Below are 23,398 nucleotides of genomic sequence, written 5' to 3' on the forward strand. Positions count from 1 at the left end.
TTTAGTTTTCAAAGAACAATGTCACTTATAAAAAGTGGCAAGAATATTACTCTATCACATTCCTAAGATTCTATCAATCATCAATTATTTCCAATTGCAATTGACTTCCATTCTCTTTTTTATGAGCAACTCTTATAGTCTATCACATTGTGCATATCAAAACAAGAGAAAGTTTTTTCTAACTGTTTCTTATCCACTCTTTTAAAGAGCGACTTTACTAGTTTAACACCGTCGGTGTTCACTTGCAACAGATTTTTTTATTCTACAATAATCATCTGTACATCGTTCAATTCGTTTTCCGATTTGAATTTTATCGCTCCCCCACCTCATTGATCCATTAACGGATATAAAGTTACTTGAATCCTCCAAAAACACGTTTTGGAGGCACCATCAAGGACGTTGAACTTGGCGCAGATTGTTAAGGGATCGATTCCATTAATGCGGGGGATTGCCCGAAGGGGGCAAGATCAAAAAAGGATAATCCTTTCAATTCCTTTGACTTGATGTCCATGGAGTTTATCTCTAGATTCTTATCACAAAAGATACTCCATTCTCCTCTAAGTCCATTTGAAAATAAATTCAATCAAACTTTCGAAGAGTTAACTTTGAAAGAAAAAGAAGTATTGAATCTAGTTCAAAAAGGTTTTACGAACGTCGATTTAGCATGTGAATTATTCATAAGTGTCAATACCGTAAAAAAACATTTGCAAAGTATATCCAAGAAGCTTGATGTCACAAACCGTACCAGTTTTTGCTATAAGATAAATACACTATGACAAAGGACCGTTTGTGGACAAATAAAGTTTTATTTCATATAAAAAAACAACCCCCATGAAAATAAAAGTAGCCGCCAATTAATGAAAAAACATCAATTGGCGACTACTTTTTGTATAGTGAATTTTCCCTCTCAATTCCACCTATCAGCTTCTGGAATGATCAGGCTTTCCCTTGTCATTTTATAACCAAATTAAAAAGGATCATGCCTTTACATGATCCATCTCTTCCCCATTTAGAGTTTTACTGATCTATAATCATCACGGAAGAAACAACACTTGCCGCCTTCTTTTCGTTTTGAAATAAGTCTGCAAGAACATAGACGACCTTTCTTCCCATCCTTTCAACTTTGGCCACAACCGTCACCTCTCCCATGAGGACAGGTCTATGAAAAGTCGTGTGCAAATCTATTGAGGTAAAGCCTTGTTCACCACTTATTTTAGTAGCAATTGCATATGCCATCATAATATCAGCTGCAGATGAAACAAACCCCCCCATTGCTACACCTATTCCATTCATGAACCTTTCATCCACTTTCCATATCCCACGCGCCATTCCATCATGAGCATCAGTCACTTCAATTTGTAATGTTATATCACATTGGGGAGGATATTCCTCATGCGCAATGACCTTCATAAGGTCAACACCCTTTTTTATTTTTTCCAAAACAAATCCTCCTTTACCTGTTATTTATCTTCTGAACTACTTGGTGAAAAGACGTAAACGATCCTCCATGACGGCTCGTGCATCGCTCATCATTCTGTTAAATAATTCCTGCACTGACGGAATATCTTCAATAAGCCCGGCAACTTGGCCACTGTTCATAAAGCCATTTTCACCGTCACCGCTTAATGCACCAATAAGATGAAAATCTTCGGATGTCATATGACGATATTGTCCTTCTGACAATCCTTCGCGTTCTAATTCGATAATTTGTTTTGCATAAGGTGATTTTAACACCCGCCTAACTTGTCCAAGCGATCGTCCTAAAATAACGGTTTCATTATCATCTGCCTTTATAAGTCTCTGCTTATAGTTTGCATGAAAAGGGGAATCCTTTGTGGCAATCAACCGTGTCCCAAGCTGAACTCCTGACGCACCCAGCATCAATGCTGCCGCCAAACCCTGTCCATCGCCAATTCCCCCTGCAGCCAGAACTGGAACAGAAACATGTTTACAGATTTGCGGAAGGAGCGTAAAAGTGGTCAGCTCCAAATTTGAATTTATCCCGGCTGCTTCAAAGCCTTCCGCAACTAACACATCGGCCCCGGCCTCTTCTGCCTTTTGCGCATGTTTGACAGCGGCGACAATGACAATTACCTTAATGTTATGTTCATGCAAAAGAGCAATATATGGTGTCGGATTACCAGCAGACAATGACACAACGGGGATTTTATGTTTAATGACCAGTTGAATTAATTCTTCCGTATACGAACTAACATTAATTGGTATATTGATAGCAAATGGTTTATCCGTCTTTTCCTTTGTTTCCAATATAATCGTTTCGACTTGCTCCAGGTTCATGGTTCCACATCCAATGGTACCAAGCCCGCCAGCATTTGATACAGCGGCCGTAAGCTGTGAATTGCTTATATTTCCCATTCCACCCTGTATGATCGGATATTTTATGGATAGCACTTCATTAACATATTTCACTCGTATTCCTCCCTCTTATAAAGGAAATTTACCCGGTTCAATTTACAACAAAACAGCTCTTCTCACTGAAGTGGAAAAGCTGCTTTGCTGCTTACTGAATCATATACGGATGTTGTTTGGCATCATAGGAGTCATCTTTTTTGCAAAGATCATTGTTTTCTTGAAAAATGCTTTCAAAAAAGCGACTAGCTGGTTCAGCAAGAACTTGATAATATTGGTTAAATAATGTAGCTGCAAGAGTTCCATTCCAATTTTCCGGCAGCAGTTCCTTCGGAAGACCTGGATCAATAAACAAAAATTTTCGGTATTCATGTACTAGTTTTGTCCGTTCGACGAAACATTCGGCATCCGACATTTCACCGCGTTTAATAATCTCCTGATTGGAAATAAACTGCTTGCTATGCTTGATAATAAATTCTTCGTATTTTTCCACGACTTGATCTAACGGCCAGCTTTTTTCCACCAGAGTATGGTTGTCCTTAGGACCTATATATTCAGAAATGAAAAAGTCGACATACTCACTGATGTCATATTTTTCAATAAGGATTTTAACCTCTTTCTCTAAATTATTGGGAGAAATCCAACAGGCATTAGAAAAACTGCCAAAGCCGCTCCACAATAACTCCTGACGCAAATCATCGCGAATACTTCTTTTTTCCTCTGGAATGGTATACATGAGAACACGCCATTTCCCATCCCATTCAATGGGATTAAGCTTAAAAATGCGATTCCCTGCTTCTTCTATACGGCTTATTCCCTGTTCTGTCAGAAAATAATAGCTGCGATTATCTTGCTTTTCAGATTGAAGCCATCCCTGCTTCATCATGCGGGAGACAGCAACCCGAGCCGCTTGGTCATTATGACCAAATTCCTTTAATAGACGTATTAAACTGCCAATCCAAATTTTATTTCCATAATGATGAATATAATCACCATATATTGTAAAAATCATAGAGCGTGTATTTTCACCCAAGATCTTCACCCCCATTTCTTTTTTATATCACAAATTTAATACGAGCGTTAATATAATTATATATATTTTTAAAAAAACAAGCTATTTCCCAGAAAAACGAGGAGCTCTTTTTTCGCTGAATGCATTTAAAGCTTCGATACGATCTTTAGTTGGAATCGTTAGTTCGTAGGCTTTTGCTTCTATTTCAAGCCCTGTTTGTAAGTCTGTGTTCAGTCCTCTTGTAATTGCATATTTCGCCTGTCTAATGGCAACAGGTCCATTTTTCATTATTTTTGCCGCAAATTCCTCGCAAGACGGAATCAATTGGTTTCGAGGTACTACCTCTAGGACGATCCCTAAATCCAACGCTTCCTTGGCAGATAATTTTTTTGCAGTGAAAATTAATTCTTTTGCCTTTGTCTCTCCGATTAACCTTGGCAAACGCTGGGTACCACCTGCACCAGGGATAATCGCCCAGCTTGTTTCTGTCAGTCCTAAAGAGATTCCTTCGGCAGCAATGGCAAAATCACAGGATAGCAGCCATTCGAAGCCTCCGCCAAGTGCGTAGCCATTAACAGCAGCAATCGTCGGCTGCGGAAGCAAGGCAATACTGTTAAACACATCGCGAATCGCTTTTACATTCCTTTTAACTTCTGTTTCCGTTAACGTTTTTCTTTCCTTCAAATCTGCGCCAGCACTAAAAGCCTTTTCACCGGCTCCGGTAAAAATAACGACATGTACATCTTGACTTAAAGAAATTGCATTAACAGCTTCCTGAAGCTCAAATAGTGTTTCATAATTAAAACAATTTAGAACGTCCGCACGATTGACTGTCACATATCCAATATGATTTTCAACTTTATATAACACGTTTGCCATAACCAATTCCGCTCCTTTATTTTGAAAAATAGCCCTTAATAGTCATGCTATTTAAGGGCTTTTACGTTCAATTTTCGATGTTTTCTATAATTGCTGCAATCCCTTGACCGACGCCAATACACATCGTTGCAAGGCCATATTGAACCTTTTGCTTTTTCATCTCATGTACAAGTGTGGTTAAGATGCGTGCACCACTTGCACCAAGTGGATGTCCAAAGGCAATGGCACCACCATTTACATTTACTTTCCCTTCATCAAGCTCCAGCTGTCTCATACATTCGATTGATTGGGATGCAAAGGCTTCGTTTAATTCCACTAAACCGATCTTTTCGATTGATAAATTCGCTCTAGTGAGTGCTTTTCTTGATGCAAAGATTGGTCCAAGCCCCATTACGGATGGTTCAAGACCTGCAACTGCGCCCACCACATATTTTGCAAGCGGCTTTAATCCAAGTTCCTTTGCTTTTTCAGAACTCATTAATAATAAGGCAGAGGCACCATCATTAACACCCGATGCGTTTCCTGCTGTGACAGAACCGCCCACAAAAATAGGCTTTAATTCTCCCAGCTTTTCCAAGGTGGAATCCGGGCGTGGATGCTCGTCCTGAGTAACCACTACCTCGTTCCCTTTCCGATCTTTAAAGCGGACGGGAACAATTTCATTGGCAAAACGTTCGTTTTCCATTGCCGCTTTTGCTCTTTGTTGGCTTCGAAGAGCAAATTCATCTTGTTCTTCTCGAGTAATGGAACAGCGCTTCGCCACGTTTTCCGCTGTTTGCGGCATGGATTCTGCCCCGTACATCTGTTCTAATTTTTTATTCGTAAAGCGCCAGCCAATCGTCGTATCCTGAAGTTCCATGGAACCCCTAGGAAAATCCACCTCAGGCTTGCCCATAACATAAGGAGCTCGTGTCATGCTCTCCGTTCCACCGGCAATATAAATATCACCTTCACCTACAGCAATGGATCTTGCCGCATAAATCACTGCATCCAAACCGGAACCGCAAAGACGATTGATTGTCGTTCCCCCAACAGTAATCGGCAGTCCTGCAAGCAGGGCTGACATCCTGGCAACATTTCGATTGTCTTCCCCAGCTTGATTGGCATTACCAAAAATGACATCTTCAATTTGTTCCGCTGGGAGATTTGGATTCCGCTCAAGAAGAGCCTTAATTACGATAGCCCCAAGGTCATCGGGACGGACACTTTTTAAAGCACCTTTATATTTTCCAATTGGTGTCCTAACGGCATCCACAATCACTACTTCTTTCATTTTTTCACCAACTCTTCTTTTTTGGTATAATCATAAACACCTTTTCCGGTTTTCCTACCTAGTCTGCCAGCGCGAACATATTGTTCAAGCAATGGTGCCGGACGGTATTTTTCACCTAATTTTTCATGTAAATATTTCAAGTTATTCAAGCGTGCATCCAACCCGACAAGGTCGACCAGCTCAAAAGGGCCCATTGGGTAATTCAAACCTAATTTAATCGCTTTATCAATGTCCTCGGGTGTGCCGAGACCTTCTTGAAGCATGTAAAAAGCCTCATTTCCGACTAAACAGCTAATTCTGCTTGTCACAAAGCCCGGGAATTCATTGATTACAACGGTTTCTTTTCCCATTCGTTCAGCTACTTTTTTAATGGTTTCTGCTGTTTCATCACTCGTTTCAAGACCACGAACGATTTCAACAAGCGGCATTTTATGAACCGGATTAAAGAAGTGCATAGCAATGGTCCGCTCCGCACGTTTTCCATAAGAAGCAATTTCAGTTGGACTCATTGTAGAAGTATTGGTACCAAAAAGACAATGTTCCGGTGCATATTGCTCCATCGTTTCAAAAACTTGCTTTTTAATTTCTGCTTTTTCAGGCACGGCTTCAATAATTAAATCGGCGGTTGAACAAGCCTGCGGTAAATCACTAATAAAAGAGAGGTTTGCTTTCGCCAATTGTTCTTGTTCAGCAGAAATTTTCCCTCTCGCAAGACCTTTTGCAAAAATTGAGTTTAGTTCACCTTCGGCGCTTCTTAGCGCATTTTCATTTACATCTACCAATGCAACGGAAAATCCACCGAGTGCAGACACATAAGCAATTCCTCTTCCCATTACGCCGGAACCAACAACAACGATGCTATTCATCATCTATCTCTCCTTTACCTGATTAAAGAAGTACGAATGAGACCGTGAAGTCTCATTCGTACGTGTAGGATATTAAACACCTAATGGATTTAATGGACGACTTCCAAAGTAAGAAATAATGCTCTTTGTTTCGGTATAAAGATCAAGTGTTTCAATGCAAAGTTCACGGCCGAAACCAGATTGTTTATAACCGCCAAATGGTGTACCAGGGAATGCAGAGAATGGGCAGTTCACCATCACAATGCCTGCTTCGATTTGCTTCGCCACACGGGTTGCACGGGCACCATCCTTTGACCAAACAGCTGAACCTAGACCGAATTCTGTATCATTGGCAAGCATAATCGCTTCTTTTTCATCCTTAAATTTCATAACAACGACAACAGGGCCAAAGATTTCTTCTTTTACAACGGTCATGTTATGGTCAACATTCGCGATGACAGTAGGCTCATACCAGAATCCGCCTTCATAGCCTTCAACTTTAGCTGGCTTACCACCGGCTAAAATCTCTGCTCCCTCTTCAATCGCTGATTTTACATAACCATCGATAACATCTAATTGTCCTTGGTCAATGATTGCACCAACATGTGTGCCTTTATCAAATGGATTCGCAAGGACTAACTTCTTAGTTTTTTCAACAAATTTAGTCACGAATTCATCATAAATATCTTCATGTACATACAAACGAGAACGGGCTTCACAGGATTGTCCTGAATTGTAGAAGATACCGAAAAGGGATCCATCAACGGCAGCATCAATATCCGCATCTTCAAACACGAGATTAGGAGACTTTCCGCCTAATTCAAGAGTGACACGCTTTAATGTTTCGGATGCTTTCGCCATAATATCTTTTCCGATTGGCGTAGAACCAGTGAAAGCCACTTTATTTACTTTTGGATGTTCAACTAGGTAATTTCCAACCTCTGAACCTGATCCAGGAACAATGTTTACTACCCCGGCAGGAACACCTGCTTCTAAGCAGATTTCACCAAGAATAATCGCAGTAAGAGGGGTTAAGCTTGCTGGTTTTACAACAACAGAACAGCCAACCGCAATTGCTGGAGCAACTTTCCATGCAGCCATCATCAATGGATAGTTCCAAGGAATGATTTGTGCACAAACCCCAACAGGCTCTTTTTCTGTGAAATTATGAAACTGGCCTGGCATATTGTTCACTACACCGCGATGGCCAACAATGGCAGCCGCATAAAATTCAAAATCCTCAATAGCTTGTGATACTTGGCCTTGAGCTGCAGCCAATGATTTACCAGTATCCAAAATCTCTAATTCTACAATCTCATTAAAACGGGAACGCATAATTGCAGCAATTTTGTTCAAAACTTGTGAACGGCGGTTAATTGGGTATTTGCGCCATTTTCCATGATCAAATGCTTGACGGGCAGCCTGTACCGCTTTTTCTGTATCTTCTTTAGAAGCCTTTGCCACTTCTGCTAGAAGCTCACCAGTAGCAGGATTATAGGTTTTTATCGTTTGACCGGTTGAGCTTTCTACTTTTTCACCGTTTATAATTAAATGATAATAATCTCTTTTTAGTGAAACTGCTTCGATAACTTGTTGTGTAGACATCTATTTATCCTCCTCTTATTTCCCGATAAAGTTTGGTTTTCTTTTTTCCATAAAGGCTTGGACACCTTCACGGTGGTCTTTCGTTAAGCCGGCGATTCTTTGGCCTTGTGCCTCTTCTTCCAAATAGTCAGTAAAGGATTGTTCAGCCGTAGCTTTAATCGTACGCTTAATTAATCCAACGGCTTTTGTTGGCAAGGCCGCAATTCGCTCCGCAAATTGATTTACTTCAGCGTCCCAATTATCAGAAGAAACCACCTTAGTCGCCAGCCCCAAGACATGCGCTTGGTCGGCAGTTATTTTTTCACCTAAGATCGATATTTCTAATGCTTTTGCTTCACCAACTAATCTAGTAAGAAAATAACTATTCCCTGAATCAGGGATTAAACCAATGTGGATAAAAGCATTTATAAAGCTGGCACGGTCTGATAAAAGGCGAAAATCACACGCGAGAGCAAGACTAAAGCCTGCACCGGCAGCAATCCCGTTGACAGCTGCAATAATTGGCTTCTCACATTGATAAATTTGCTTGATCATCGGGCCGTATTTCTCCCTTAACACTTGGCCATGATCCATATTTTCATCCACTTCCGACAAATCCTGGCCAGAGCAAAAACCGCGTCCCTCACCGGTAATGACGATGCAGCGGACCTCTTCAGAAGAGGAAGCAGCTTTAATCGCTTTAGTTATTTCCTTATTCATTCGGGCCACGAACGCATTTAATGTATTTGGCCTATTTAACGTAATCCGAGCTACACCGTTTTCTACTGAATAGAAAATCGTTTCGTACATATGGTTATCTCCCTTTAAATTCCGGTTTCCGCTTTTCAATAAAAGCGTTCATACCTTCTTTTTGATCCTCGGATGCAAACAATAAATAGAAATTTTTTCTTTCATATTGCATTCCTTCATATAATGGATAATCGACTGCCTTATTGACCGAATCTTTAATTAAACGAATCGAAAGCGGCGCCTGTCTTGCGATTTGTTTAGCTGTCTTCATTGCTTCTTCCATTAATAATTCAGGTGAAACGACTCGATTAATCAGACCGTATTGGAGGGCACTCTCTGTTGTAATTCTCGTGCCGTTCCATAACCATTCCAATGCTTTCGTTCTGCCGACAATTTTTGCTAGACGCTGGGTACCACCAGCTCCGGGCATAACACCAAGGGTCACTTCCGGGAAAGAAAATTCTGTACCGCTGGCCGCAATTAATAGATCACAGCTCAGTGCCAACTCAAATCCCCCGCCAAAAACAAATCCTTTTACGGCACCAATAATTGGCTTTTTGATTAACGTTAGTCGGTCCCAGTCAGCAAATTGATTTAATAGCTCCAGTCGAACTGGATTATCTCCTGCCATTTCATCAATATCTGCTCCTGCTGAAAATGCACGCCCTTTACCTGTGACCACGATGGCCCGAACTTCTTCATCCCGATCAAAAGCTTCCAATGCATCAACAATTTCACGAACCATCGTTCGATTCAACGCATTATATTGAGCTGGTCTGTTTAGTTCAATCAGAGCTACACCATCTTGTTGTGAAGCTTCAATACATTCGTACGCTTTCATTAATCGTCTTCCCCAATGACCAAGGTTACGAGCTTGCCGGCAAATTTCATTAAGTCTTTTCCTGAGGCTTTTCCTTCCTCCGAACGTAAGCCCTTTTGTAAATCCTCATGGCTGTCATAGCGCATTTCACACATTAAATAATATGGAGGTTCTCCTCCCATTGGTGTTCCAGTAAACCTTGTCACCTTGATATCACGCAGGCCTGGAATTTTTTCCGTAATCGGTACGTGTACGTTATTGTAATGTTCATCAAATGCTGCCTTGTCTTCTGGTTGTTTATATAATGCAATTAGTTTTGCCATAATCGTTTCTCCTCACATTCTCTTTATTTACATTAAAGTTGATATCGGTTTCATTGCTTCAAAAGGGTTTTTACAACTTTTACAATACAAAATACTTCTGCAAGCTGTTGGTCCAAAGATATTGTCCATGGTCACATAGGTGGAACCGCAATACGGGCAGTCAACATGCCACGATCCGTCACTGTCCATTAATCGAGGTGGAGGAGCAATTCCAAATGCCTTTAACCCTTGTCTCCCTTTTTCAGATATACGGTCTGACGTCCAGGGCGGGTGGTTGATAAATTCTACCTCAACCTTTTGTACTTCCTCTATGACCTTAACTGCCTTTTCGATATTATTCTTTATAATGCCAAGAGCCGGGCAGCCTAAAAAGGTCGGCAGGATTTTAATCTCAACTACACCGTTTTCGGCCATTACTTCCTCTACCATACCCAGGTCGATAATACTCACTGTATCGATTTCAGGATCTTTTACTTCATCTAGTACTTCTAATACCTGCTTTTTCAGTGAAATTACAGACATTTGCATGATCACACCTCTTTTCTATATGTACATTACCAAGTTGCAGCAGTATCAATTCGATAGACTTCTGAAAGTGTCTCAATCGCCGACACTAAATCTTCTGTATGTTCAAAATTTCGGCCATTTCTTTCTCTATTGACCGGAATTTCTGGAACAGTTAAACCTATCGATTGGAAAACAGGCTCTAAATGTTGTTTCCATCGTTGGATAAGGACATCCTCTTTTTCAATTAATCCACCTGCGATAAATTTTTCCCCATCCGTTCCGAATGAGAAAACATCCGCAAAATCTTTCATGACTTGTTCAATCGCAGTTTGCATTTTTTGTTTTGCTTCTTCTGTTGAACTTAAAAGCTGAACAAACCAAGTTTTCCAGTGGAGTAAATGGTAATACAGTTCCATATTTACCTTGATTGCAACTTTTGCCAGCGGCTCATAGGAGCTGTTTTTCAAAGAGTCAATCTTTATTTTCTTCGCTGCGGTGTAAAAATAATTCCGAACGACGGCGTAGGCCCAATCATATTTAGGGACTTCCATGTAATAGCCCTCACCATTAGGTCTCTCTACTAAAATACTATTCCTTCTTTCATTAGCAGGTCGCAGGTGGGCTAATGCATCTGCATTTCCGATCCCGATTTCTTCTAATAATTGATAAAACATTGTGGCATGGCCCATACTGTCTTGGCTGATGGAGGAAGAAGCAACATCCTCCTCTATATGCGGTGCTAATCCAAGCCATTCAGACCCCCTGTAGGAATAAAAGAAGTCATCGTCTGCAAGCTGAAATAATAAATTGACTACTGCATCCTTTAATTCAGGAGTTATCGTTAAGTTTTGTTCAGTCATTTTTGTTACCTCCTGCCCAAGAAAGGATTTCTTTTTCATCGAGCATTTGTTGTTCATAATGCCGCCATTTTTTCTTTAAGTAGCCATAGCCTTTCGTTGTACGGTAATCCTTATTATCTAATCGCTGCAAAGTAACCTTTTCTTCCTTTGATAGTCCGCGAATATGTTCACGCTTCACTATCCATATATCTGCAACCGGATCCCGGCGCATAAAGTTTTCTTGAGCCATTACCATCGCCATTTCAGCATTTGGTGCCAACAAACTAAACTGGTGCTGAAAGGGTGAAGAAGGTGTTCGTTTACTGAAGACTTCAAATTCCTGATAGAATGTTTTCTTTTGCTCCATTTTTCCCTTCCCCTTTCATTAATTAACTGCCGCACTTAAGGCATCGCGCACCCATGCGTTCGTTTCATAAGATACTCTCCGTAAATTCAATCGTGCCTGTGAGCGCGGGCCATTGTTTCTGATAATTTGTTTAAATTTATTCCAATCAGGCTGTTGGTAAACCCAGAGCTGCTGCTCTTCGTCAAAATGAAGAGTTGGGTCTGGAATCGTTAAACCTAATGATAAAATTCGAGGAATGTACTTGAAAAAAAAGCTTTGCCGAAGTTCTTCGTTTGTGCTTGTCCGAATTTTATATTTAATTGTTACGTCCTGTTTACTTGTGCCTGTTGTCGTACTGCTTGCCGGTCCAAAAAACATCAGAAGCGCTTCCCACCAGTCATTTAATGACTCCTGAATCATTTGTGTTTGTTCCTCTGTTCCTTCTGCAAGAGCCATGATAATCGCTTCCCCATGCTGTGCGTGGAACACTTCCTCCGCGCAAATGCGGTGCAATGCTCTTGCATATGGACCGTAAGAAGCACCCAGCATGTTTGTTTGGGTGATAATGGCAGCACCATCAACCAGCCAGCCAATCATTCCAGCGTCAGCCCAGGTGTTTGTTGCCATATGGAAGACATTATGAAACTTTAAATCTCCATTAAATAGATCCTGCATTAGATCGCCGCGATCTTTTCCATATGGTTTTAATAAATCCTCTGCAACACGAAGGAGCAGTTGTCCATGCCCCATTTCATCCTGAACTTTAGCCATAATTCCCAATTTCCTTCTTAGTGAAGGTGCTTTCGGAACCCATTCCTTTTCAGGCAGTGCCCCCATAATTTCACTGATTCCGTGCTGTGATATTAATTTTATAAGAGCGACCCGATATTCTTCCGGCATCCAGTCATCTGCTTCAATTTTATCTCCTGCTTCAATTCGAGCAACAAATTTTTCTAATTCTTCCTGTTCAGTAAAATCTTTTTCCAGAGTACTCACATTTATACCACCTTTCTAATATAACGTTTATTTAACGTTATTATATTTTATTGTTATATGAATAGCAAGAGTATTTTCTATAATCATTGTTTTAATAGTGTATTCTTAGCAAATCACCTATGCTTGCAATCTGTCATTGAACAAGATGGAATTGGTAGCATATGTGAATCCGCTTTCATTTTTTCTAATAATAACTTTATTAAACTACTGGTACGGGATTCCTTTTATCTACCACTCTCTTTGCTTTTCCATCCGAACGTGGAAGGCTTCCAGGTTTATTGATAATCGTATTCATTGTCACTAGACAGCTAGATTTCATTTGGTGTTGAATATTCCGTTTTAATTTTTGAATGTCAGCATGCCCTAAATCTTCTCCAACTTCCTGATAAAGATGCTTTTCAATTTCAACATGGAGTTCCACACTATCTAAGCTTCCTTTTTTAATCAAGTGAATTTGGTAATTTGGAACAAGACCCTCAATTTGCAAGAGAACATGCTCAATCTCGGAAGGGAAAACGTTTACACCACGGATAATCAGCATGTCATCTGTTCGTCCTTTTAAGCGAGACATACGCGTGTGTGTTCTGCCACACTTACATTTTTCACGCGTAATGGAAGCAATATCCCCTGTACGGTAACGGATAATTGGTAACGCTTCCTTTGTTAAGCTAGTAAATACAAGCTCTCCATCTTGACCATCTTCAACTGGTTCCATTGATTCAGGATTAAGTACCTCTACCAAAAAGTGATCGTCAGCAATATGTAAACCATCTTGAGCCTCAATGCACTCAATGGCTATCCCAGGACCCATTACTTCACTCAAACCATAAATATCAATTGCTTTTATATCCAACTTTTTCTCAAGCGTAGCTCGCATTTCCTCTGTCCATGGTTCAGCACCAAAAATACCATATTCAAGACTTGTTTCACGCGGGTCCATCCCCATTTGTTCCATGTTTTCAACAATATTTAAAATATATGATGGAGTTCCACAAATTCCTCTTGGTTTAAAATCATTAATAACCGTTATTTGTCTTTCTGTATTACCACCTGAAATTGGAACCGTTGCCACTCCAAGTTCTTCCGCTCCATAATGAAGGCCAAGTCCGCCTGTAAAAAGACCATATCCATAAGCATTATGGAAAATATCTGATTTTCTTCCCCCTGCAGTTACAATGGCACGTGCAACAATCGAAGCCCAATTACTAATATCATTTTTGGTATAGCCAACAACTGTCGGTTTGCCACTCGTTCCAGATGATCCATGAATTCGATTTACTTCGTCCATTGAAACGGCAAATAATCCAAATGGATACTGGTCCCGTAAATCTTTTTTCATTGTAAATGGAAGCTTTTTGAGGTCGTCCAACGAGAGAATATCCTCTGGTGTGATCCCTAACTCATCGAATTTTACTTTGTAAAAGGGAACATTTTCATAAACCCTTTTTACTGTCTCTTGAAGACGCACTACTTGTAGTGCTTCCAATTCTTTACGGTTCATCGTTTCAATTTCCGGATTGTACATTCTCTGCTCCTCCTTACTATTTTTCAAAGATTGATAGCAATAACCCAAAATAACATATTTTAAACGACCAACAAAAATGATGTAACATATTTATAGATTAATACCATATTTCCACTGTGTCAATATTGATAACTGAAAATTTTAATTAAACAAAATTATCGCTCGCATCATAAAGATACAGCTATTTTAGCAACTGCAAAGCTAATAGTTTTATTAATCTAGCTAAACCAATTCTGATTCATTGAATATTAAAAATTGATACTAAATTAATAAAATGATATATTTCAAATATAGACTATAACGTTTAAATAACGTTTTATAAATAAAATAAAGTATAAGAGAGGGATACGATGACTACTAATCTAGAAGATCACGCTTTTCATGAAAGACATTATGAACAGATTGTAAACAAAATGAAAGATGAACCCTATGGCCGATTCCTTGGTATGAAGCTGATTAAACTAGGACCTGGGATAGCAGCAGCTGAATTAACCCCGGATGAAAACATGTTAAATGCCCATGGAACCGTCCATGGAGGAGTTATCTTCTCTCTTGCAGATTATGTGTTTGCTGCAGCGAGCAACTCATATGGTAAAACGGCTGTCGGCATACAAACCAGCGTTAATTTTATGTCTGCAGGAAAACCGGGGGAAACACTTTTGGCCACTGCAGAGGAAATAAAGAAAAACCATCGCCTCGGCTGGTATAACATTCATGTATATAGCAACAAAGAATTGATCGCTACTATGGAAGCAATGGTTTATCGAAAAAATCATTCCTTTGTTGAAGCAGAAGATTAAGTATTTATAAATGTGAAAAATGATATGAGCCATTATGGCCCATATCACTTTTTTAATAGTTTACCTATTCTCTTATATATAGATATGACTATACTATTTTATTTTCTTTTACTATCATGGTATCTTTTTCATCCACATTTTTAAACTTAAAGATGGAAATCAAAAATAGCACCGCTAAAACAACAAGACAAGTAATAATACTCACTCGATTCTGTTTATCAAATAAAAATATTACTGATATGATGCTTAACGTAACGACAGTAATCCCAGTTACATAGGGGAAGCCCCACAATTTAAAGCTTGGTTCTTTAGGATAAGAATTGCGAAGTTTTAAATGTGCTAGACAAATACCAACCCAGACCAACGATACGACAAAACCCGGAACCGCCATTAATAAAGTAAATACCTTTTCCTGCGCAACAAAGGCAATCATCGAGCCGCCGACTAATACCACAGCTGTTAATATTAAACTGTATAATGGAACACCCTTTTTTGATACATAAGAGAAAGACTTTGGAGCTTCCCCTTCAACCGCAAGGGAATGCAACATCCGTGTACAACCATATATACCGGAGTTGGCTGCAGATAAGACAGCTGTAATTAAAATAAAGTTCAAAAGGTGTGCTGCCCCCTTCAGGCCGGCCATGGATAACACCTGGACAAACGGACTCACATTACTGCTGGCAATCTCATTCCAAGGAATTAAACCGCAGATTACTAGAATTGGCAGCGTGTAAAACAAAATAATTCTCCAAACAAAGCTTTTAATCACTTTAGGTAAAATCCGTTCTGCATCTTTTACTTCTGTTACTGTTAAGCCTATTAATTCAGAACCTCCATAAGAAAACATAACAATTAACAGCGCTGAAAAGATTGACATCCATCCTTTCGGGAAAAAACCGCCATGCTCTGTAAGATTATGCAGATAGTTGGATTGATTGCTCGGGATGACTCCAAATAAAATACCTGCACCTAATATGATAAATACGATAATCATAGTGATTTTGATGCCTGCAAACCAAAATTCAAATTCCCCATAATTTTTAACATTCATCATGTTAATTCCGATAACTAAAGCGGCACAGCCTAAACTTAATTCCCAAAGTGGAATGGATGGAAACCAGTATTGCAGGAAACTCCCTGCCACGACAATCTCGATGACACATACGGCCAGCCACATGAAACAATACATCCAGCCTATAACAAAGGAAGCGCGCTTACCAAAGGCTTTCTGAACAAATCCTTTCATATTTGTGTTCGGATAGACGATAGCCATTTCTGCTATAGCTCCCATAACAACAAGAAGCAATAGTCCGGCGAACACATATGTGAAGATAACTCCTGGTCCTGCTAATGATACGGTTTCTGCACTGCCTTTAAAAATCCCTGTTCCTATTGCTCCTCCCATTGCCATCAAACTTATATGCCGCGGCAACAACTTCTTTTGTAATGATGCATCATTCATTAATTAGACCTCCAAATATCTATTAATTAATTAATATACGAGAACGATAGGATCAAAATGAACTTTCTACTGGTTTCCTGGATGGCTTCGAACTTGTTCAACCGGAAAAATCCTTTTAAGCAAGCGCTTACACTTTTTGCTGCTTTTTTTGGGGGATTTTTTTTCCCCCCAAGGCTCTTGTGAGGTCCGGTTTATTTTCGGGAGATCTGTTTCCACATCTTATCTACTTTTTGAGATAGGAAGACTTCAACCAATCATTGGAAATGACGATACTTTACCAAAATGATGTGGGGTAGTCTTCCTTATTTGTTGTCCTATTGCCCCTGCGCTTGTCAAGACTTACTAGTTATATCTTGGGGTTTAGTGGATATTAAGTATACTATGCAAGTTCTATTGGCCACAACTTAGGGTTTTCAATCAATTGTTTAAAACGGTTCGTAAAGGCTACTGCTGTGGCACCGTCTGCAACGCGGTGGTCAAACGCCATCGACATGGTCATGATCGAGCGAATCGCAATCTCATCGTTTTCCATAACAACAGGCATTTTTTTCGTCTTATGAAAGGCAATTAACCCTGTTTCCGGATGATTAATAATCGGAGTTGCTCCGATGCTTCCTAATGGACCGACGTTACTGATGGTAAACGTACCGCCTTTCATATCCATCGGTGTCAGTTTGTTCTCTTGCGCTTTTTTGGTTAACTCTTTAAGTTTGTCATGAATTTGGCGAACTGTTAATTGATCCGCATGATGAATGACAGGGACAATTAAACCATCTTCTGTATCAGTAGCAATCCCAATGTTATATTCTTTCTCTAAACGAATTACTTCATTTTCTTCATCAAGCTTGGCATTGAAAACAGGGAATTGTTTTAATGCTACTGCAATCGCTTTAATAAAGAAGGCGACAGCCGAAACATTGATATTCATCTCTTTTAATCCGTTTCTATAGGCGAGCAGCTCAGTTAAATCTGCCTCTTCGAAATGTGTCACGTGAGGAATTGTATAAAGTGACTGGGTCATTTTCTTTGCAATTTGCTTCCGACGGCCTCTAAACGGAATCACTTCTGCTTTTGTTTCATTTATGTTCCGAATTTCCTGCTTTTGAATCTCTTGTTTAGGTTCTGTTTTTGCTTTAGTCACTTCTGCGGAAGCCTCTTTTATTTCCTTAGGAGATTGGATCGCATCACGTTGTTTAACAAAGTTGTATATATCTTCCACAGTGATGCGCCCATTTGTGCCAGTTCCTGTAATTTCGTTAATATCTACACGAAACTCCCGTGCAATTTTTCTTGTGTAAGGCGCAGCTATGATGAACTTTTTTTCTCCCTTTTGCTCGGTCACAGCTGTTTGCTGCGGTTGTGATTGTAACGCCTCTGTATTTTTAGAAGCTACTTCTGCCGGTTTCTTATCTGTTTCTACCGCTTTTGCTCCTTCTGTTTCCAGTACAAGAAGAGTAGTACCAACAGAGACAGTATTACCATGATCCACAACAATTTCCTTTACTTTCCCTGAAGCTGGGGAAGGAAGCTCTGCCACCATTTTATCTGTTTGTACCTCTAAAAGTGGCTGGTCTACCTTGACCGAATCCCCCACTTTGACGAAATAGTGAATAACTTCTCCCTCTGTCATCCCTTCACCAATGTCATGAAGTTTTACTTCAACCAATGTTTTCCCCTCCTAAAAATGCACAACTTTTTCGATTGCGTTGAATATCCGCTTTGGTGTAGGTAAATAATGTTCTTCCAGCGCAAATAATGGTACTGGTACATCAAAACCTGTCACGCGCTCAATCGGAGATTTTATATACAAAAATGATGTATCATTTATAATGGAAACAATATCATTACCCACTCCGCCTGTTGCATGGGCTTCATGAACAATAACCGCACGTCCTGTTTTTTGAACAGATTCTGCAATAATGTCCTTATCAAGTGGATAAAGGGTCCGCAAATCAATGACATCACAGGTAATGCCGTATTTTTCGGCCTGCTCCGCTGCTTTCATGGCTACCGGTACCATCGCACCCCATGCAAAAACAGAAACGTCATTTCCTTCTTTGAGCCTTTTCCCTTTTCCGATTTCAACTATATACTTTCCTTCCGGAACCTCTTCACGGTTAGCACGGTAGATTCTCATGGACTCTAAAAATAAGACGGGATCCGGATCTTCGATAGCTGCGATGATCAGACCCTTTGCATCATATGCAGATGAAGGGCAAACAACTTTTATTCCGGGCATATGTGTAAACAATGCTTCCACACTGTCTGAATGGACTTCCGGAGCACGGATGCCTGCACCGTATGGAGCACGGATGACCATTGGAACTGTATAGCTACCCATCGTACGCATACGAATGCGTGATACATGTGTCATGATCTGCTCATACGCCGGATAAATAAAACCAAAAAACTGCATTTCCACTACGGGTTTGAATCCATTGACAGCCATTCCGATAGAGGTTCCGATAATTCCTGCTTCGCTCAGTGGCGTATCAATAACGCGATCTTCCCCAAATTCTTCTTGCAAACCCTCGGTAGCACGGAATACACCACCGTTTTTACCGATATCTTCACCTAGCAAAAGGACCCGCTCGTCCTCTTTTAAAATCGTGCGCAACCCATCTGTTACGGCTTGAACGAGTGTTAGCTCGTTAGTTTTCGTAGTTTGGTCTTCTACCGGTCTATCAACACTTAAGATCATCAAGCTTCCCTCCCGATCAATTGGAAATATTCTTCTTTTTGTTTCGCAATCGTCCAAGTCGGCTTTTCAAATACATTATCGAATAAATCATTGATATTTGGTTTTGGATAGCTTTCCATATCTTTTACCGCTTGTTCTACTTCGGTTTGTGTTTCTTCATTGACCTTCATCACCCAATCTTCATCCCAGAAGTTGTTTTCTTTCATAAAGCGTTCTACACGAAGAAGAGGATCTTGATTTTCTCGAATTGTGTCACTTTGGGACTGATCCCGATATTTAGACGGGTCATCTGCCGTTGTATGGGCACCATATCTCCATGTCATTGCTTCAATTAAAGTTGGGCCTTCTCCTTTACGGGCACGGTCAAACCCTTCTATCGTTTGGAAATACACAGCAAAAATATCGTTTCCATCGACACGGACACCGGGCATATCATAAGCGAGTGCTTTTTGGGCAATCGTTTTGGAATTCATTTGTTTTTTTATCGGCACTGAAATCGCAAAGCCGTTATTTTGATTAAAGAAGATAACTGGAGCTTTAAACACACTGGCAAAATTCAATCCTTCATGAAAATCGCCCTCTGAAGTGGCACCGTCTCCAAAATAGGCAATCGCTGCATTTTTCGTTCCTTTTCTTTTTTCAGCCATAGCAGCCCCTGCTGCATGCGGGATTTGTGTTGCTATGGGAACGGCTGGAGGGAAAATCTTTTTCCCTTCTTCAGGCACGCATCCCTCCACACGCCCATTCCAATATAAATATGTACGGGCCATGCCGGCACCAAACGTTAACGTGGCACCATGGTCACGATAGGTAGGGAATACCCAGTCATCTTTTTCAAGTGCCAGTGCACTTCCAACTTGAGAAGCTTCCTGACCCTCAAACGGAGCATACGTTCCAAGTCTTCCTTGACGCTGCAAACTAATGGCTTTTCGATCAAAGGTACGAATGCGAACTATATTATAGTAGAATTTTTTTACAAGATCTTCGGTTATTTTATCTTTGTAATCCTCATTTATTAATACGCCGTTTTCATCGACAATTTGAAATATAGGAAATTCCGTTGACATGTCATCACCTCATAAACAGAAATTAATTAATTAATTACGAATATCCCATTTAGGACGTTTTGTATGAGTGAAAAAGCTATTTTGCTTTTTTCGGTCTTCTATTCGTTTTTCACATAGCCGGTTTGCCGCTTGAATGGTCGTGATATCATCCAACTCTGCCTGTCTGTACACTTCCAATAACGATGTGTAAATGGATCTTGTTTTCGATAATACACGCTCTTTATTGTAGCCGTATAGTTCATCAGCTACTTGAATTAAACCGCCAGCATTTACAATGTAATCTGGAGCATATAAAATTCCTTTTTGTTTCAGTACTTCTCCGTGTTTCTCCGTAAGAAGCTGATTGTTAGCCGAACCAGCCACTGCTTTTACTTTTAACAGATCAATCGTTTCATCGTTAATAATTCCGCCAAAAGCACAAGGAACAAATACATCTGCTTCTGCAGCATACACATCATTTCCGCTTACTGCACGAGCAATACTTCCTAATTGTTTTGCATGTTCTTGAATGGCTTTTACGGCTTCTTCATTAATATCACTTACATATAAATCTGCGCCTGATTCAAGCAATTGTTCGGCTACTTTGTACCCTACTTTTCCAAGACCTTGGATTGTGAAGGTTTTGCCGGAAAGATCATCTGTGCCAAAAACGACTTTATTCGTTGCTTTTAAACCGTAAATGACTCCAATCGCCGTCGGAATGGACGAATCCCCACCGCCACCGTATGCTTCAGGAATTCCTACAATACAATTTGTCTCTTTTGATGCATGGATAAAGTCATCCATTGATGTACCCATATCTGTTCCTGTGTAAAAACGGCCGTTTAAAGAATCAACAAACTGGCCGAGAGCTCTAAACATAGCCGGTGTTTTATCCGTTGCTGGATCACCGAAGATTACCGCTTTTCCTCCACCGAAATCGACATCGGCAGCAGCGCATTTATATGTCATCCCTTTAGATAAACGCAATACATCTTCCAAGGCCTCATCCATTGTACGATACGGGCGCATACGGCAGCCCCCCAATGCAGGTCCGAGTGTTGTATTATGAATGGCGATAATAGCTTTCAACCCTGTTGTCGGGTCATTGCAAAAAACAATTTGCTCATGTTCATGCATTTTTTCAATAACTGATTCAGTTGTTTGTACAGAATGTTCTAACACGTTCATTTAAATTACCTCCATTAGCACTGTGATTATAGTAGAAAAATATTTTAAAAAAAAAGAAAAAACAACGTCTTTTCCGGTGTTAATGATGAAGAAGTTACATTTTCGACAACTTCCTTGACTCCTTCTTCTCGAATTACCATCTCTAGATACCGAGCCTTCCATTTTGGTAGCGATTACATTTTATAAAATAGCAACTTACAGGTAGAAATCGTTACAACAAACCCTTCTGCTGTTGATGCGGACAAATTAAGCAGCACCTTTCATAAACAATGGTCGAGTTCATTGAGATTACCATGATTTGAGTTAATACATAATCTTTTTATTTGTATAAAAATTAAAAGGATTATGTCTCTATTTAATGATAAGCTATAATAAAATGGAAAAACATATAAAAATGTATAAATTTTGGTACATATCATTATATTTTGCATAAGTTTTTCAGTATTTAACTTCATTTTAAAAAGGGGAATAATTCTATGGACCAATTAGATATTCGTCTGCTTGAACTTCTTCAAATGGACGGACGGATGACTTTAAGTGAATTATCGAAGAAATTATCCCTAAGTCGTCCAAGCATTACGGAGCGTTTAAAACGGCTTCAAGATAGGGGAATTATTGAAGGATTCAGTGCCCGAGTATCCCTTAAAGAAATCGGACGGGATGTAATTGTTTATATTCAAGTAAGTGAACTCAAGGTATTTTCTTATGCTGAATTTGAGAAGTGGATTATCGATGAACCTGACATCGTTGAATGTCATCGGTTAACCGGCTCTGTTAGCTATTTACTTAAAGCTGCCGTTACAGGGATGGATCATTTGAGCAGACTTATTGACCGGCTAACCCCTTACGGAAATGTAAATACATCAATCGTTTTATCATCACCCGTCTCGTTTCGCTGCATCACTCCAAATGACGATAAGGAAGAAAAAAAGTAAACCTGGTGCAATGGGTATGAAAAATGGAAAAAGAAAGCAGCTTTTTATTACTGCTTTCTTTTTAACTCATCTAATGTCTTCCCATTTTTATCTTTCCACCTCAATGTTTATTTTACGAATCATGCTAAATAGTTCAGACATGAAGTAGGCGGGTTTCGTCATATCTTCTAAGCCTATTCCACTAACATAACCAAAGGCAATCAATTAATTATTTTCATCTCTTACCCTAGCCCAGAAATTACAATATTCAAACAATGCCGGGTAATCTTCATCTCGTCTACCCCAACCAACCAGTTCTCTTAATTCTGTTACTTCATTAATAGATATTGGAATATTTATAGTAGCTTTATAGTTCATAGATTCCCCTCCTTACTTACAACAATATGCTAATTTCTATATGGCCCAGTCCGATTCCTTATTTAACTATCTTGCCAGGTTAGCACAAAAAAGTTGCATTTATGGGTAGCTGAACGACACCTTGGCTAAATCTAAGAAGGAGTAAGAAATTGCATGAAAACGAAAATTCATCGGCGAAAGAGGTCCTAAAACCCCGTCATAGGATCGGTAGACCATATTTGCTTATAAAGGAATTTTCCATCCTAGAAGCAAAAAATTGTCGAGATTGGGATGCGTTTAAATAACCTACTGTATTTAATACAGATATCTAGCTTTCAAAGTCCAATTTAAAAACTTCCAAATTCGATTTGTATTTTTTAAAGTCTTATCCATACCGGATAGTATCGATTTTATAAGAAAGAGAGTTTTATGTTTGAGCTGTTCGGAAATAAACCGGAGAAGAGTAGGAAGATTTCTTGATTCACGAAGAATAAACCAAGATTGCTTATCGGGGAAAAAAATTAGATCCGAAATGCAATCAGAATGATATTTATCTATTGCAATACATTTTATTAAAGCTCTCTCCCCAGTAGGTATTAAATTACTCATTTTTGAAATTTATAACTAATAAAATATTCCACTTTTTTAACATTTAATAAAAAAAACCTTAGGAATAACTCCTTAAGGCGAATGAAAACTATGTAATTCTAAGTATTTTTTTACTTGATTGCGGAGGCAGGATTTGAACCTGCGACCTTCGGGTTATGAGCCCGACGAGCTACCAGACTGCTCCACCCCGCGACGATAATATATATTATATATACTAAGTATAAATTAAGCCTGGCAACGTCCTAC

24 protein-coding genes and 1 tRNA gene are annotated in these 23,398 nt (G+C 39.6%); 3 read left to right on the forward strand and 22 right to left on the reverse strand.

Annotated features, from left to right (window positions below):
* Positions 1 to 509: 509 nt before the first annotated feature.
* Entirely contained in the window at positions 510 to 776 is a 267-nt protein-coding gene (locus COD92_RS33490) for a helix-turn-helix domain-containing protein (RefSeq protein ID WP_218014488.1), read from the forward strand.
* Between the two features lie 241 nt (positions 777 to 1,017).
* On the opposite strand, the gene COD92_RS27020 is transcribed toward COD92_RS33490, so the two are convergent.
* From COD92_RS27020 to paaK, 15 genes are all read right to left on the reverse strand, one after another.
* Complete coding sequence (locus COD92_RS27020) at positions 1,018 to 1,440, reverse strand: PaaI family thioesterase (RefSeq protein ID WP_255286621.1); 423 nt, start codon at positions 1,438 to 1,440, stop codon at positions 1,018 to 1,020.
* A 36-nt stretch (positions 1,441 to 1,476) separates the two neighbouring features.
* Positions 1,477 to 2,430 carry an NAD(P)H-dependent flavin oxidoreductase gene (locus COD92_RS27025; protein ID WP_098996678.1) on the reverse strand — a complete coding sequence of 318 codons (954 nt, stop codon included), beginning with the start codon at positions 2,428 to 2,430 and terminating at the stop codon, positions 1,477 to 1,479.
* 91 nt (positions 2,431 to 2,521) lie between these two features.
* Positions 2,522 to 3,403 carry a phenylacetic acid degradation operon negative regulatory protein PaaX gene (paaX, locus tag COD92_RS27030; RefSeq protein WP_098529625.1) on the reverse strand — a complete coding sequence of 294 codons (882 nt, stop codon included), beginning with the start codon at positions 3,401 to 3,403 and terminating at the stop codon, positions 2,522 to 2,524.
* Between the two features lie 81 nt (positions 3,404 to 3,484).
* Positions 3,485 to 4,261 (reverse strand): enoyl-CoA hydratase-related protein, encoded by a 777-nt coding sequence (locus tag COD92_RS27035; protein WP_098529627.1) that lies wholly within the window; start codon positions 4,259 to 4,261, stop codon positions 3,485 to 3,487.
* 67 nt (positions 4,262 to 4,328) lie between these two features.
* Positions 4,329 to 5,534, reverse strand: coding sequence for an acetyl-CoA C-acyltransferase (locus COD92_RS27040; protein WP_098529629.1), 1,206 nt, complete (start codon positions 5,532 to 5,534; stop codon positions 4,329 to 4,331).
* On the reverse strand, positions 5,531 to 6,403 hold the full coding sequence (locus tag COD92_RS27045) for a 3-hydroxyacyl-CoA dehydrogenase (protein ID WP_098529631.1): 873 nt from the start codon (positions 6,401 to 6,403) through the stop codon (positions 5,531 to 5,533). Before COD92_RS27045 ends, COD92_RS27040 begins: the two co-directional genes overlap by 4 nt.
* 69 nt (positions 6,404 to 6,472) lie before the next feature.
* Positions 6,473 to 7,984: an aldehyde dehydrogenase family protein gene (locus COD92_RS27050; RefSeq protein ID WP_098529633.1), complete on the reverse strand. Its 1,512-nt coding sequence runs from the start codon at positions 7,982 to 7,984 to the stop codon at positions 6,473 to 6,475.
* 15 nt (positions 7,985 to 7,999) lie between these two features.
* Entirely contained in the window at positions 8,000 to 8,773 is a 774-nt protein-coding gene (locus COD92_RS27055) for an enoyl-CoA hydratase-related protein (RefSeq protein ID WP_098529635.1), read from the reverse strand.
* A 4-nt stretch (positions 8,774 to 8,777) separates the two neighbouring features.
* Entirely contained in the window at positions 8,778 to 9,554 is a 777-nt protein-coding gene (locus COD92_RS27060; protein WP_098529636.1) for an enoyl-CoA hydratase/isomerase family protein, read from the reverse strand.
* The gene (locus COD92_RS27065; RefSeq protein ID WP_098996679.1) at positions 9,554 to 9,856 is read right to left on the reverse strand and encodes an EthD family reductase; all 303 of its coding nucleotides are present in this window, start codon (positions 9,854 to 9,856) and stop codon (positions 9,554 to 9,556) included. The genes COD92_RS27060 and COD92_RS27065 overlap by 1 nt, the downstream gene beginning before the upstream one ends.
* 27 nt (positions 9,857 to 9,883) lie before the next feature.
* Positions 9,884 to 10,384 carry a 1,2-phenylacetyl-CoA epoxidase subunit PaaD gene (paaD, locus tag COD92_RS27070; protein WP_098529640.1) on the reverse strand — a complete coding sequence of 167 codons (501 nt, stop codon included), beginning with the start codon at positions 10,382 to 10,384 and terminating at the stop codon, positions 9,884 to 9,886.
* Positions 10,385 to 10,410: 26 nt separating this feature from the next.
* Positions 10,411 to 11,223, reverse strand: a complete 813-nt coding sequence (gene paaC / locus COD92_RS27075) for a 1,2-phenylacetyl-CoA epoxidase subunit PaaC (protein ID WP_098996680.1) — start codon at positions 11,221 to 11,223, stop codon at positions 10,411 to 10,413.
* Positions 11,216 to 11,569: a 1,2-phenylacetyl-CoA epoxidase subunit PaaB gene (gene paaB / locus COD92_RS27080; RefSeq protein WP_098529643.1), complete on the reverse strand. Its 354-nt coding sequence runs from the start codon at positions 11,567 to 11,569 to the stop codon at positions 11,216 to 11,218. Before paaB ends, paaC begins: the two co-directional genes overlap by 8 nt.
* A gap of 18 nt (positions 11,570 to 11,587) precedes the next feature.
* Entirely contained in the window at positions 11,588 to 12,544 is a 957-nt protein-coding gene (gene paaA / locus COD92_RS27085; protein ID WP_098996681.1) for a 1,2-phenylacetyl-CoA epoxidase subunit PaaA, read from the reverse strand.
* A 199-nt stretch (positions 12,545 to 12,743) separates the two neighbouring features.
* Positions 12,744 to 14,069, reverse strand: a complete 1,326-nt coding sequence (paaK, locus tag COD92_RS27090; RefSeq protein ID WP_098996682.1) for a phenylacetate--CoA ligase PaaK — start codon at positions 14,067 to 14,069, stop codon at positions 12,744 to 12,746.
* A gap of 350 nt (positions 14,070 to 14,419) precedes the next feature.
* On the opposite strand from paaK, the gene COD92_RS27095 reads away from it, so the two are divergent.
* Positions 14,420 to 14,869 (forward strand): PaaI family thioesterase, encoded by a 450-nt coding sequence (locus COD92_RS27095; protein ID WP_098532955.1) that lies wholly within the window; start codon positions 14,420 to 14,422, stop codon positions 14,867 to 14,869.
* Between the two features lie 88 nt (positions 14,870 to 14,957).
* Here COD92_RS27095 and COD92_RS27100 read toward each other — a convergent pair whose 3' ends face one another.
* From COD92_RS27100 to COD92_RS27120, 5 genes are all read right to left on the reverse strand, one after another.
* Positions 14,958 to 16,334 (reverse strand): amino acid permease, encoded by a 1,377-nt coding sequence (locus COD92_RS27100; RefSeq protein WP_098532957.1) that lies wholly within the window; start codon positions 16,332 to 16,334, stop codon positions 14,958 to 14,960.
* Positions 16,335 to 16,713: 379 nt separating this feature from the next.
* Complete coding sequence (locus tag COD92_RS27105) at positions 16,714 to 18,000, reverse strand: dihydrolipoamide acetyltransferase family protein (RefSeq protein WP_098532959.1); 1,287 nt, start codon at positions 17,998 to 18,000, stop codon at positions 16,714 to 16,716.
* A 12-nt stretch (positions 18,001 to 18,012) separates the two neighbouring features.
* Positions 18,013 to 19,035 carry an alpha-ketoacid dehydrogenase subunit beta gene (locus COD92_RS27110; protein ID WP_098532961.1) on the reverse strand — a complete coding sequence of 341 codons (1,023 nt, stop codon included), beginning with the start codon at positions 19,033 to 19,035 and terminating at the stop codon, positions 18,013 to 18,015.
* Complete coding sequence (gene pdhA / locus COD92_RS27115) at positions 19,035 to 20,102, reverse strand: pyruvate dehydrogenase (acetyl-transferring) E1 component subunit alpha (RefSeq protein ID WP_098532963.1); 1,068 nt, start codon at positions 20,100 to 20,102, stop codon at positions 19,035 to 19,037. Before pdhA ends, COD92_RS27110 begins: the two co-directional genes overlap by 1 nt.
* Before the next feature lie 30 nt (positions 20,103 to 20,132).
* On the reverse strand, positions 20,133 to 21,272 hold the full coding sequence (locus COD92_RS27120; protein WP_098996683.1) for a Leu/Phe/Val dehydrogenase: 1,140 nt from the start codon (positions 21,270 to 21,272) through the stop codon (positions 20,133 to 20,135).
* Positions 21,273 to 21,748: 476 nt separating this feature from the next.
* On the opposite strand from COD92_RS27120, the gene COD92_RS27125 reads away from it, so the two are divergent.
* Positions 21,749 to 22,207 (forward strand): Lrp/AsnC family transcriptional regulator, encoded by a 459-nt coding sequence (locus COD92_RS27125; RefSeq protein ID WP_098996684.1) that lies wholly within the window; start codon positions 21,749 to 21,751, stop codon positions 22,205 to 22,207.
* A gap of 204 nt (positions 22,208 to 22,411) precedes the next feature.
* On the opposite strand, the gene COD92_RS27130 is transcribed toward COD92_RS27125, so the two are convergent.
* The gene (locus tag COD92_RS27130; protein ID WP_176541440.1) at positions 22,412 to 22,564 is read right to left on the reverse strand and encodes a hypothetical protein; all 153 of its coding nucleotides are present in this window, start codon (positions 22,562 to 22,564) and stop codon (positions 22,412 to 22,414) included.
* A gap of 706 nt (positions 22,565 to 23,270) precedes the next feature.
* A tRNA-Met gene (locus tag COD92_RS27140) sits at positions 23,271 to 23,344 on the reverse strand.
* Between the last annotated feature and the right edge of the window lie 54 nt (positions 23,345 to 23,398).

The sequence above is a fragment of the Bacillus sp. AFS037270 genome (assembly GCF_002585305.1).

Excerpts from the sequence above, each read along its gene's own strand:
- COD92_RS33490 (WP_218014488.1), top strand. The coding sequence starts at position 510 with ATGGAGTTTATCTCTAGATTCTTATCACAAAAGATACTCCATTCTCCT.
- COD92_RS27035 (WP_098529627.1), bottom strand. The coding sequence starts at position 4,261 with ATGGCAAACGTGTTATATAAAGTTGAAAATCATATTGGATATGTGACA.
- COD92_RS27040 (WP_098529629.1), bottom strand. The coding sequence starts at position 5,534 with ATGAAAGAAGTAGTGATTGTGGATGCCGTTAGGACACCAATTGGAAAA.
- COD92_RS27045 (WP_098529631.1), bottom strand. The coding sequence starts at position 6,403 with ATGATGAATAGCATCGTTGTTGTTGGTTCCGGCGTAATGGGAAGAGGA.
- COD92_RS27050 (WP_098529633.1), bottom strand. The coding sequence starts at position 7,984 with ATGTCTACACAACAAGTTATCGAAGCAGTTTCACTAAAAAGAGATTAT.
- COD92_RS27055 (WP_098529635.1), bottom strand. The coding sequence starts at position 8,773 with ATGTACGAAACGATTTTCTATTCAGTAGAAAACGGTGTAGCTCGGATT.
- COD92_RS27060 (WP_098529636.1), bottom strand. The coding sequence starts at position 9,554 with ATGAAAGCGTACGAATGTATTGAAGCTTCACAACAAGATGGTGTAGCT.
- COD92_RS27065 (WP_098996679.1), bottom strand. The coding sequence starts at position 9,856 with ATGGCAAAACTAATTGCATTATATAAACAACCAGAAGACAAGGCAGCA.
- paaD (WP_098529640.1), bottom strand. The coding sequence starts at position 10,384 with ATGCAAATGTCTGTAATTTCACTGAAAAAGCAGGTATTAGAAGTACTA.
- paaC (WP_098996680.1), bottom strand. The coding sequence starts at position 11,223 with ATGACTGAACAAAACTTAACGATAACTCCTGAATTAAAGGATGCAGTA.
- paaB (WP_098529643.1), bottom strand. The coding sequence starts at position 11,569 with ATGGAGCAAAAGAAAACATTCTATCAGGAATTTGAAGTCTTCAGTAAA.
- paaK (WP_098996682.1), bottom strand. The coding sequence starts at position 14,069 with ATGTACAATCCGGAAATTGAAACGATGAACCGTAAAGAATTGGAAGCA.
- COD92_RS27095 (WP_098532955.1), top strand. The coding sequence starts at position 14,420 with ATGACTACTAATCTAGAAGATCACGCTTTTCATGAAAGACATTATGAA.
- COD92_RS27100 (WP_098532957.1), bottom strand. The coding sequence starts at position 16,334 with ATGAATGATGCATCATTACAAAAGAAGTTGTTGCCGCGGCATATAAGT.
- COD92_RS27110 (WP_098532961.1), bottom strand. The coding sequence starts at position 19,035 with ATGATCTTAAGTGTTGATAGACCGGTAGAAGACCAAACTACGAAAACT.
- pdhA (WP_098532963.1), bottom strand. The coding sequence starts at position 20,102 with ATGTCAACGGAATTTCCTATATTTCAAATTGTCGATGAAAACGGCGTA.
- COD92_RS27120 (WP_098996683.1), bottom strand. The coding sequence starts at position 21,272 with ATGAACGTGTTAGAACATTCTGTACAAACAACTGAATCAGTTATTGAA.
- COD92_RS27125 (WP_098996684.1), top strand. The coding sequence starts at position 21,749 with ATGGACCAATTAGATATTCGTCTGCTTGAACTTCTTCAAATGGACGGA.
- COD92_RS27130 (WP_176541440.1), bottom strand. The coding sequence starts at position 22,564 with ATGAACTATAAAGCTACTATAAATATTCCAATATCTATTAATGAAGTA.